The 9,614-nt window shown below is 67.8% G+C and carries 9 protein-coding genes; 2 read left to right on the top strand and 7 right to left on the bottom strand.

Translation table 11 applies throughout. The annotated features are described in order from the left end of the window. Nucleotides 1-278: 278 nt before the first annotated feature. The 3 genes from DSX2_RS12275 to DSX2_RS12265 form a co-directional block, all read right to left on the bottom strand. Nucleotides 279-2,300 carry a methyl-accepting chemotaxis protein gene (locus DSX2_RS12275; protein WP_020881424.1) on the bottom strand — a complete coding sequence of 674 codons (2,022 nt, stop codon included), beginning with the start codon at nucleotides 2,298-2,300 and terminating at the stop codon, nucleotides 279-281. A 237-nt stretch (nucleotides 2,301-2,537) separates the two neighbouring features. Then, the gene (locus DSX2_RS12270) at nucleotides 2,538-3,470 is read right to left on the bottom strand and encodes a hypothetical protein (protein ID WP_020881423.1); all 933 of its coding nucleotides are present in this window, start codon (nucleotides 3,468-3,470) and stop codon (nucleotides 2,538-2,540) included. Between the two features lie 157 nt (nucleotides 3,471-3,627). Then, on the bottom strand, nucleotides 3,628-4,524 hold the full coding sequence (locus tag DSX2_RS12265; protein WP_020881422.1) for a glutaminyl-peptide cyclotransferase: 897 nt from the start codon (nucleotides 4,522-4,524) through the stop codon (nucleotides 3,628-3,630). A gap of 260 nt (nucleotides 4,525-4,784) precedes the next feature. Between DSX2_RS12265 and DSX2_RS12260 the strand changes: the two genes are divergently transcribed. Beyond that, nucleotides 4,785-5,546 (top strand): lipopolysaccharide assembly protein LapB, encoded by a 762-nt coding sequence (locus DSX2_RS12260; RefSeq protein WP_020881421.1) that lies wholly within the window; start codon nucleotides 4,785-4,787, stop codon nucleotides 5,544-5,546. Nucleotides 5,547-5,562: 16 nt separating this feature from the next. On the opposite strand, the gene DSX2_RS12255 is transcribed toward DSX2_RS12260, so the two are convergent. Next, on the bottom strand, nucleotides 5,563-6,255 hold the full coding sequence (locus tag DSX2_RS12255; protein WP_020881420.1) for an SDR family NAD(P)-dependent oxidoreductase: 693 nt from the start codon (nucleotides 6,253-6,255) through the stop codon (nucleotides 5,563-5,565). A 222-nt stretch (nucleotides 6,256-6,477) separates the two neighbouring features. Between DSX2_RS12255 and DSX2_RS12250 the strand changes: the two genes are divergently transcribed. Then, the gene (locus DSX2_RS12250) at nucleotides 6,478-7,149 is read left to right on the top strand and encodes an AraC family transcriptional regulator (RefSeq protein WP_236615117.1); all 672 of its coding nucleotides are present in this window, start codon (nucleotides 6,478-6,480) and stop codon (nucleotides 7,147-7,149) included. A 138-nt stretch (nucleotides 7,150-7,287) separates the two neighbouring features. On the opposite strand, the gene dsrP is transcribed toward DSX2_RS12250, so the two are convergent. From dsrP to dsrJ, 3 genes are read right to left on the bottom strand one after another with little or no spacing between them, the layout of a single operon-like run. Then, a complete protein-coding gene (gene dsrP / locus DSX2_RS12245; RefSeq protein ID WP_020881418.1) occupies nucleotides 7,288-8,439 on the bottom strand; it encodes a sulfate reduction electron transfer complex DsrMKJOP subunit DsrP in 1,152 nt (383 codons plus the stop codon). Nucleotides 8,440-8,448: 9 nt separating this feature from the next. Further along, nucleotides 8,449-9,219 (bottom strand): sulfate reduction electron transfer complex DsrMKJOP subunit DsrO, encoded by a 771-nt coding sequence (gene dsrO, locus DSX2_RS12240; protein WP_020881417.1) that lies wholly within the window; start codon nucleotides 9,217-9,219, stop codon nucleotides 8,449-8,451. A 2-nt stretch (nucleotides 9,220-9,221) separates the two neighbouring features. After that, nucleotides 9,222-9,614 carry a sulfate reduction electron transfer complex DsrMKJOP subunit DsrJ gene (dsrJ, locus tag DSX2_RS12235; protein ID WP_020881416.1) on the bottom strand — a complete coding sequence of 131 codons (393 nt, stop codon included), beginning with the start codon at nucleotides 9,612-9,614 and terminating at the stop codon, nucleotides 9,222-9,224.

Below are 9,614 nucleotides of genomic sequence, written 5' to 3'. Positions count from 1 at the left end.
GCAGGCAAAGGAGATGGTGGCGGCCGTTTTTTCCGCCGTCCGGCGGGAAAAACGGGCCGATTCTTCCTCCTCCGCCCACGGCGCACGACCGCCCTGCCCGGCAGCCCCCCACGCCCGGGCTGCCCGTGTTCGGAGGCCCTGCGTAGCGCATGCGAAGGGAGGTCAAGGGGTAACCCCTTGCGAGGGTGGGTGCAGGGAGGGGCGAGGAGCCCCTTCCTGCCGGGAGGGTCCAGGGAGGGCAGCGCCCTCCCTGGCCGCCGGAGGCGGTCGGTCTGTTCCTATTTCATCGTGCCGATCAGCTCGCGCAGGTCGACGGCGAGGCGGGCGACGTGGCGCACGCCTTCCGCGGCCTCCTGCATGACGGCGGCGCTGTGCCGGGCGATGGTGTTGATCTCGTCGGTGGAGGTGTTGATCTCTTCGCTGGTGGCGGACTGCTGTTCGGAGGCGGTGGCTATGGCGCGCACCTCGTCGGCGGTGCCTTCGGCCAGGCCCACGATCTCGCGCAGCGCCGAGCCCGAGCGTCCGGCGAGGTCGGCGCTCTTGTCCACGGCGGCGCTGGCGGCGTCCGAGGCGGCGATGTTCTCGGCCACGCCGCGCTGGATGGTCTCCACGGCATGGGCCACCTCCTTGGTGGCGCCCATGGTGCGTTCGGCGAGCTTGCGCACCTCGTCTGCGACCACGGCGAAGCCGCGTCCGGCGTCACCGGCGCGCGCGGCCTCGATGGCGGCGTTGAGCGCCAAGAGGTTGGTCTGGTCGGCGATGTCCTCGATGACCTGCATGATGCGGCCGACGCCTTCGGCCTCCTGTCCGAGATGGTGCATCTTGTCGCGCATGAGCGCGGCCTCGTGCTGCACGCGCAGGATGGCGGCCACGGCCTCCTCGACCACGCCCGCGCCGCCCTGGGCCCGGCTCCTGGTCTCTCCGGCGCGCTCGGCTGCGCGCGAGGCGTTGCGGGCGACCTCGAGGACGGTGGCGTTCATCTCCTCCATGGCCGTTGCCGTGCCCGCGATGCGGCCCATCTGGCGGTCCGTGCCCTGGGCCGCGTCGTGGACCTTCTCCTGCAGGCGGCTGGAGGACTCCGCGAGGTCGCCGGCGATGGCCTCGGCCTTGACGGCCACGCCCGCGATGGTGGCGTGCTGCGAGGCGATGCGCTCCTGGTCGGCCTTGATGGCCGTGAGGTCGGCGAACATGGTGAAGGCACCGATGAGCTCGCCGTCGAGGTCGAAGAGCGGCGCGGTGTCGATGCGCACGTGCACGGGGGCGCCGCTGCGCGAGCGCATGGTCCGCTCCACGCCGACGATGGAGCGGCGTTCCTCGAGGCAGCGCCGGGTGATGCTGTCTTCTTCTGTGCGCAGGCCCTGGAGAAACTCCGTGAGATTCTTGCCGAGCCACTGCTCGGGCGTCACGCGGTCCGCGAAGAGCTCGAGGAGGGGACGGTTGACGAAGGTCAGGCGCAGCTCGTTGTCCACGACCAGGCAGGGGGTGGTCATGCCCTGCAGGATGCCCTGGGCGAAGCCGAGCCTGTTCTTCAGGTCGCCGACCATGCCGCCGAGGTTCTTGGAGAGGCGGAAGAGCTCGTCGGCGCCCGGCACGGCGAAGTCCACGGAGTAGTCGCCCTGGCTGACGCGGTCGCTGGCCGCGGTGAGCACGGAGATGCGGCGGACCACGGAGCGGCGCACGAAGAAGATGACGCTCGCGAGGAGCGCGACGAGGCCGAGGGCGGAGACGAGGACGGACTGGCTCGTCTCGGCGCGCACCCCGGCCACGATGGGGGTCACGTCCTGCAGCACGGCCATCTCGCCCAGGATGGGCTGGTGCGAGCCGTGGCAGTGGTGGCAGCGCTTGTCGTTGGGCACGCTCATGACCTCGACGAACAGGGAGCGGCCGTCCACGGTGAAGAGGCTGCCGTCCTCGGTCTTCTCGGCCAGGCCCCGGGCCGCGAGGGCGACGAGCCCGGGCTCGGAGTGCAGCGTGGCGAAGTCCCGTCGCTCGGCCTCGGGCCGGGTGGAGTAGGTCACGTTGCCGCGGAAGTTGGTCAGGTAGACCGAGACGTCCTTGTAGCGCTCGCGCATGGCCGCGAACTCCTCGCGGGTGCCCGCGTCGTCGCCCACGACCATGGGCTTCTCGATGGCCTGGCTGATGAGCTCCGCGGTGCGCGCCGCCGACGCGCGCATCTGCTCGAGCATGGCGCGCCTCTGGGAGGCCGCGTTGAGCAGGGTGATGCTGGCGAAGACCAGCAGGGCCGTGGCGGAGACGAGCAGGACGATCTTCGCGTTGAGAGACTTTGTGAGAGAAATCACATCAACTCTCCCTGAGGGTTGGGGCAGAATGTGGCGGCTGTGTTACTGGCCGCCAGGATATGGGTCAAGAGGTAACACTTTGGGCCCTTCACCTTCAGAACTTTGTGATTAAAAGAACTATCGAAAGGGGGGAACCAACCCGCCGAAGCGGCGGAAACGAGGACGCCTGCCCGGATAGGGGACGCAGGGAAGAGGCGGCTGGTCGGCGGCGGTCCCGAAGATCGGGAAATCAGGGGATCAGGGGATGTAGGACTTGGCCAGGGTGTAGAGCTGGTCGTAGGTCAGGCGGCCTCGGATGCCGAGGAACATCTCGAGCGACATGGCCATCTTGCGCTTGGCCTCCACGAGCAGGGCGGTGTGGGAGCGCTCCGCCGTCTCGAGGACGAAGCCCGCCTCGAACCCGTCGAGGAGCTGGGTCAGCCCCTCGCGGAAGGCGCGCGAGCCGCAGTGCGGCAGGAACTCGCGCAGGGATTCCAGGCCGTTCTTGCGGCCGTGCATGAGGTAGAAGAGCAGCTTGACCATCAGCCGGTCCGGGCTCTGGCGGGTGGTCACGGAGAGCAGGGTGGACCTGTCGGCCTTGCCCTCGGCCAGGCCGCGGGCCAGCCCCTGGGCCAGACGCAGGGCGCGCTCCTCGTCCACGGACACGCTCGGGAAGAGGGCCTGCATGCGCACGAGGGCCATGCGCGGGTTCTCCTTGGAATCCAGGGCGCGCAGCGCGACGCGCATGAGCCCGAGCTTGCCCCGGTATCCTTCGCGGATGGTGCGGGCCTTGGCCTCGGCAGCGCCGCGCACGGCCTGCTCAGGCCAGGGATCGAGGCCTATCTCGAGGAGGTGGCGGATGAAGGGCTCGGCCGTGTACTCGGCCTCCTCGGACATGACCTTCTTGCCCCGGCGCATGTCGCAGAGCTTTTTCAGCGAGAGCCAGAAGGCGGCCACGCCCTCCACGGGCATCTCCAGGATGTCCAGGTCCGGCATGGCGTTGCCCGGCTCGGGCACGCTCTCGGCCTCGACCTTGAGCACCTTGGGCCCGCGGGACTGGGCGTCCTGCTCGGCAGCCTGGTCCACGGCGGCGCTTGCGGCGGAGCCGGAGGACGGTCCCTCGGCCTGGCCGGGAGCCTGGCCGCCGTTCGGCCCGGGGTTCGGCCCGACGTTCTGCTCGGAGTTGCCCATTGTCCTTCCCGCGTCCTCGAATCGTGTCGCAGAGCGCGCCGTGCAGCCTCACCGGTCCGGCCTCACCCGTCCCGCTTCGTCCGCCCGGCTCGTCGAGTGGTAGCGGAAATCGCGGCGCCTGTCGAAGGGTTCGGCCGTGGGGGGAGCCGAAGGCCGCCTAGGGGCGGGGGAAGTCGTCCGGCAGGGCGACGCGGAAGATGACGGGCCAGCACTTGCCCGTGACCCAGAGCGCGCCGTCGCCCGCGTCGTAGGCCAGGCCGTTGGGCACGAAACGCTGCTCCGGCGCGTCGGCGCTGCCCGCAAGGCCGCTTCGCCGCCAGGCCTCGGAGAGGTCCAGGCGCCAGCGCACGCGGCCCGTGGCCGGGTCCACCGCGACCACGTCCGCGGTCAGCCAGACGTTGGCCAGCACGAGCCCGCGCACGTACTCGAGCTCGTTCAGCCCCTGCACGGGCTCCCCGCCGTCCGTGACCAGCACGTCGCCGAGCGGGGCGAAGGTCGCGGGGTCGCGGAAGGTCAGGCGGGCCGAGCCGTTGGACATGATCAGGCGGCGGCCGTCCGTGGTCAGCCCCCAGCCCTCGCCCCGGTAGGAGAACTCGCGCTCCACGGCGAAGCTCTTCTGATCGCGCACCAGGGCGCGCCGGGCCTTCCAGGTGAGCTGCACGATGCGGCCGTCCGGCAGGGGTGCCGCGCCCTCGCCGAAGAGGTCGCGCGGCAGGACGGCGCGCGAGAGCACCCGGCCCGTGGCCGGGTCCACGCGGCGCAACTCCGAGAATCCGTAGCGGCCCGTGCTCTCGATGAGCGTTCCGTTGGCGAAGAAAAGCCCTTCGGTGAAGGCCGTGTCGTCGTGGGGGCGGGTCTGCAGGATGCGCGCGGCGTGCACCGGGGCGCGCCCGTTCCCGGCCTTCCCGGCATCTCCGGCGTTCCCGGCAGCGCAGGCCTGTCCCGGCAGGGCCGCGAGGGCGAGGAGCAGGACCACGAGGCGCAGGGCCGCGCGAAGGCCGTGCGGCTCCCCTTCCCCGCTCCGCAATTCTTTCGTGTGCTCCGCCGTCGCCATGCAGCTCCTTTCCGCCCCGGCCCGGGCGCTTCGTCGGCATTTTCGGTCTCGGGCTCGGACCGAGGCAGGACGATGGACCGTCCCGGCCGCGCGGTCAAGCCCGGCCGCGGGATCGGCAGGGCGGCGGGCGGGCGCGGGAGCCCGGACGGGAGTCCCTCGCCGGGGAGGAACAACGCCTTGCCTGTTGCGAAACCCGACGTGATTTCTTACGGTGGCCCGCACGGCAACGCCTCGGCGGAAGCAGCAACACGGCGGACCTCATGGCAGACGAAAAAACCACGATCACCACCCTGAAGGACGACAGGATCCGCGGGGTCTTCTCCGCGCAGAAGGTCTACAAGGTGGGCACGGGCGTGACCCAGCGCAAGACCGTGCAGCAGGGCTATTTCTACGCCGAGGAGAACGACGCCGGCGAGATCGAGATCCAGCCCCTGGGCAACAACAACGTGCCCACCGGGACCAAGGAGACGATCACCAAGGAAGATCTCCTCGAGCAGTACGCGCCCGAGCCGGAGTACTACCAGCAGCAGGTCTTTCCCAAGATCAGGGAGCTGCAGAAGACCCTCGCCCGCGCGGACCGCCACCGCCAGCGCGGGGAGACCTTCTCCGCCGAGATGGAGTACGGCAACGCGCTCAAGGTGGACGAGGACAACGTGCGCGCCACCTTCGGCATCGGCCTGTGCTACATGCAGCGCGGCGACACGGCCAAGGCCGAGGACATCCTGCACCGCCTGGTCAAGCTCGACGCCGCCTTCGGCTCCGAGCACAAGCACCTCTTCAACGAGTTCGGCATCAACCTGCGCAAGAACAAGATGTACAGCGAGTCCGTGGAGTACTACACGCGCGCCGTGGAGCTCTCCCCGAGCGACGAGAACATCCTCTACAACAAGGCCCGCGCCCTCTTCGAGCAGGGCGACGCCCTGGGCGCCAAGACGGCCCTGGAGCAGGCCCTGACCATCAATCCGAACTTCGAGGAAGCCACCAAGTTCATCAACTACCTGGTGGCCAAGAAGCTCGTCTGAGGCGCGCTGCCGGGCGCTACCACCTGACTGCCTTTCCGAAGCGATCCAGGTACTGCAGCCCCCGCTTGCCCTCCTGGGCGATGATGGTCTCCGCGATCCTCGGGATGACTTCCTCGATGGTGAACCGCGCCTCGGGCCCGCCCATGTCGGTCTTCACCCAGCCGGGCGCCATGAGCAGCAGCGTGCGCTTTGCGCCGCCGCGGGCCGCGTAGCTCCGCATCAACGTGTTGAGCGCCGCCTTGCTGGCCCTGTAGACCTCGAATCCCCCTGTTTCGTTGTCCGCCACGCTGCCCTGGCCGGACGACATCACGCCGATGGTTCCCTCGGGGAGGACGTTGTCCGCGAGCCGCTCGACCACCCGCAGCGGGGACAGTGCGTTGGTGACCATCACGCGCACGAAGTCGTCCGTGGAGACCTCGCCGATGGTTTCGTGGCGGGGGTTCGTGATCCCGGCATTCACGAAAAGCAGGGCGAAGCGCCTGCCCTCAAGCCGTGCCTTGAGGGCCTCGATCTGCGCGGGGCTCGTGATGTCGAGGTGTTCGACCTCGAGCCTGCCGTCCGAAGCCTCGGCCAGCTCGTGCAGCCCGGTCCTCTTCCCCTCGCGGACGGTCCCCACCACGCTCCAGCCGCGCAGCAGGAACTCCTGCGCCAGGGCCATGCCCAGCCCTCGCGACGCGCCGACGATCAGTGCGGTCTTGTTGCTTTCCATGGCATCTCCTCGTGGTTTCTCCGAACATACTCCATTCATCGACGCGACGCACATGGCCGCAGCGGCTGCGCCGCTCGCGCGCCTTGCCGCCACTCATAGGCGGTGCTAGTCCAGATGCGGTATCGACATTCGGTCAAAATATATCGAGATCGGGCCACAATGGACAGAGACCGGCCTTTCACCAAGTACCCGCATGATGCCCGGGAACGCGTCGAAGTGCCCATGCACACCCACACGAACGGGCAATTGAACTACGTGGGCAGGGGGACGGTGCATCTTCTCTCTCCCGAGGGATGCTGGATCGTGCCGTGGCGACGGCTCGTCTGGATTCCGCCGGATCAGAGCCATTCCATGCGCTCCCCGGGGCTTTCGGGAAGCTGGAAGGTCATGGTCCCGAGGGCGTATGCGGCATTCCTCCCCAAGGAGATCGCGGTCCTGCGCACAGATCCGCTCCTGCTCGCGGCGCTCGAGGCCCTGCCCGAGGACGGCGAGTCGCTCCCGCCGACCAGGCTCGGGCCGCTCGCCGAGATCATCGGGCAGGAGCTGGCGGGCGCCGAGCAGGAGAACTTCGGGGTCGCCCTCCCCATGTCGGACCGGCTGCGGGAGATCGCCGAAAGCCTGCTGCGGCAGCCGGAAGACCGGCGGGGGCTCGACGCCTGGGCCAGTGCAGCCGGGATGTCGCGGCGCACCTTCACCCGCCGCTTCATGGCGGAGACCGGCAGCTCGTTCGGAGCGTGGAGGAAGGACGTCCTCCTCGCCAAGGCCGTGAGCCTCCTGGCCGAGGGCCAAGGCATAGCGGAAATAGCGGACCGGCTGGGGTACGCCTACCCGAGCGCCTTCATCGCGGCGTTCAGGCGCAAATACGGGACCTCGCCCCTCAGGTTCAAGAAGTGAGGCTCCGGCCTCGAAGCGCCCGCCTCCCACGCCACCGCCCCAGTGCACAAAAAAAGAAGGCCCGCTCCCAGGGGAGCGGGCCTTCGTGACGGCACGTGATGCCCTTCCTCCGGCCGCGCGGGCCGGAGGCGAGTCCGTCTAGGCGGTCTCTTCCTTCACGGTCAGGGCCACCTTGTACAGGATGGTGATGGCCAGGGCGCCCGCGGCGTACACGCCGGCGGTGATGGTCATCTCCGGGATGGTCGGGGCGTAGAAGGTGAAGCCTTCGTACACGTTCGGCGTGAAGCCGCCGATCAGAAGGCCAACGCCCTTGTCGATGTAGGTCGCGATGACCAGGGCCACCAGGGCCCAGGGCAGCAGCTTCTGGTTGTCGCGGAGCTTCGGCGGGATGAGGCAGATGAGCGAGAAGGCGGCCAGGATCACGGCCACGATCATCAGGACGCCCACGTAGTTGCCGTGCAGCGCGCCGAAGAGGAACTCGAGCGGGCCCTTGTGGCCGGGGATGTTCGAGTAGAAGGCGGTGAAGACCTCGCACAGGAAGAAGAAGACGTTCACGCACATGGCGTAGACGATGATCTTCGCCATGGCCTTCTTGGCCTCCTCGCCCGCGCGGAAGCTGCTCACCTTCTCGAGGATCATGGCCACCAGAAGCAGGATGGCGGGACCGGCGCAGAAGGCGCTCGCCAGGAAGCGCGGGGCCATGATGGCGGAGAGCCACAGATGGCGGCCGGGCAAACCCTGGTACAGGAAGGCCGTGACCGTGTGGATGGACACGGCCCAGACGATGGACAGGTAGACCAGCGGCTTGACCCACTTGGGCGGGAGCATGTTGTTGCGCTGGTGCATGAGCGTGACCCAGCCGATGAGCAGGTTCAGGAACAGGTAGCCGTTCAGCACGATCATGTCCCAGAACAGGACCGAGTTCGGCGTCGGGTGCAGGATCATGTTCATCATGCGCTGCGGCTGGCCGAGGTCGACCACGACCGAGCCGAGGCAGATGATGACTGCGCCGATGGCCTGGAACTCGGCCAGGATGATCATGTTCTTGAAGGCCTTGTAGTGATGGAAGTAGTACGGCAGCACGAGCATCACCGCGGCGGCCGCCACGCCGACCATGTAGGTCAGCTGGGCGATGTAGAAGCCCCAGGAGACGTCGCGGGACATGCCGGTAATCATGAGGCCGTGCCCGAGCTGGTAGAACCAGGTCGCTCCGCCCGCTGCCATGATCAGCAGCAGGAGGGTGACCCAGCCCCAGTAGCGGGAGTTGCCTTTCAGTGCGGTCTCAAGCATGGCACCCTCCTAAATGATGTAGTAGACGCTGGGATGGGTTCCCAGGCTGGGCTTGCGCACGATGGTGTAGTTTTCCTTGATCGCCTGGCGCACCTCGGAGCTCGCGTCCTCGAGGTCGCCGAAGAGGAGCGCGCCCTTGGAGGCCTCGACGCAGGCGGGCCTGAGCCCCTGCTCGATGCGCTCGGTGCAGAAGGTGCACTTCTCGACCACGCCGCGCATGCGCTCGGGGTACTCCGGGTTGGGATCCTTGACGAACGGCCGGGGGTCCCGGAAGTTGAAGGAGCGGGCGCCGTAGGGGCAGGCCGCCATGCAGTAGCGGCAGCCGATGCAGCGGTGCATGTCCTGCATGGTGATGCCGTTCTCGAGCTTGAAGGTCGCCTTGGTCGGGCAGACGCGCACGCAGGGCGCCTCGGCGCACTGGTTGCACAGGAGCAGGAACTCCTTGTGCATGTAGCCGTCCTTCATGAAGACGTTGGTCTGCTCGGGGAACACGGCCTCGAACTCGTCGGTCCAGATCCACTTGATGTCCTGGGGACCTTCGATGTCCGGGATGTTATGCGCCTTGACGCAGGCCTCGACCAGGGGCTTGAAGTCCTCCTCGTCGTTCAGCTTGCGGGTGTCGACGACCATGCCCCAACGTTTGGCCTTCAGGCCCTTGGGATCCGGCTCCATATGCTCGGTGTGCGGCATGTAGGTGGCCGCCGCCCTGGTCGCGGGCAGAACCGCGAGACCGAGCAGGGAGACGCCGGCGTACTTGAGGAAGTTACGTCTCGTCTTCATGGCTAGTTCCCCTTCGGCTTCGGCGCGACGTGGCAGTCCCAGCAGTAGGGGGACACCGACGCGGCGGTGTGGCACTTGTCGCAGAACTTCTCCTTGTCGTCGTGGCACTTCAGACAGGTGTTCTGCAGGCTCATCTTGTATTCCTTGTGATCCGTCTTGCTGATGTAGATGCGGTTGCCCTCGCGCACCACGGAATCACGCCAGTCGTTCAAGAGCTTCATGTGATTGTCGCGCATCCACTGCGTGGACTCGATGCACTGCGTCGCGACGCTCTTCGGAGGAAGCTGAAGCTCGGGCTCCTTCCAGTGTTTGGCCCCGAAGTTGTTCCAGAAGGGGAACGTCACGAGGGCCAGGAAGACGATCAGCCCGGCAATGATCTTGCTGCCGTCGTACAT

It is taken from the genome of Desulfovibrio sp. X2, assembly GCF_000422205.1.
Classification (GTDB): domain Bacteria; phylum Desulfobacterota; class Desulfovibrionia; order Desulfovibrionales; family Desulfovibrionaceae; genus Alkalidesulfovibrio.
This window is presented reverse-complemented; position numbering and strand designations above follow the sequence as displayed.

Excerpts from the sequence above, each read along its gene's own strand:
- DSX2_RS12270 (WP_020881423.1), bottom strand. The coding sequence starts at position 3,470 with ATGGGCAACTCCGAGCAGAACGTCGGGCCGAACCCCGGGCCGAACGGC.
- DSX2_RS12265 (WP_020881422.1), bottom strand. The coding sequence starts at position 4,524 with ATGGCGACGGCGGAGCACACGAAAGAATTGCGGAGCGGGGAAGGGGAG.
- DSX2_RS12260 (WP_020881421.1), top strand. The coding sequence starts at position 4,785 with ATGGCAGACGAAAAAACCACGATCACCACCCTGAAGGACGACAGGATC.
- DSX2_RS12255 (WP_020881420.1), bottom strand. The coding sequence starts at position 6,255 with ATGGAAAGCAACAAGACCGCACTGATCGTCGGCGCGTCGCGAGGGCTG.
- DSX2_RS12250 (WP_236615117.1), top strand. The coding sequence starts at position 6,478 with ATGCACACCCACACGAACGGGCAATTGAACTACGTGGGCAGGGGGACG.
- dsrP (WP_020881418.1), bottom strand. The coding sequence starts at position 8,439 with ATGCTTGAGACCGCACTGAAAGGCAACTCCCGCTACTGGGGCTGGGTC.
- dsrO (WP_020881417.1), bottom strand. The coding sequence starts at position 9,219 with ATGAAGACGAGACGTAACTTCCTCAAGTACGCCGGCGTCTCCCTGCTC.
- dsrJ (WP_020881416.1), bottom strand. The coding sequence starts at position 9,614 with ATGTACGACGGCAGCAAGATCATTGCCGGGCTGATCGTCTTCCTGGCC.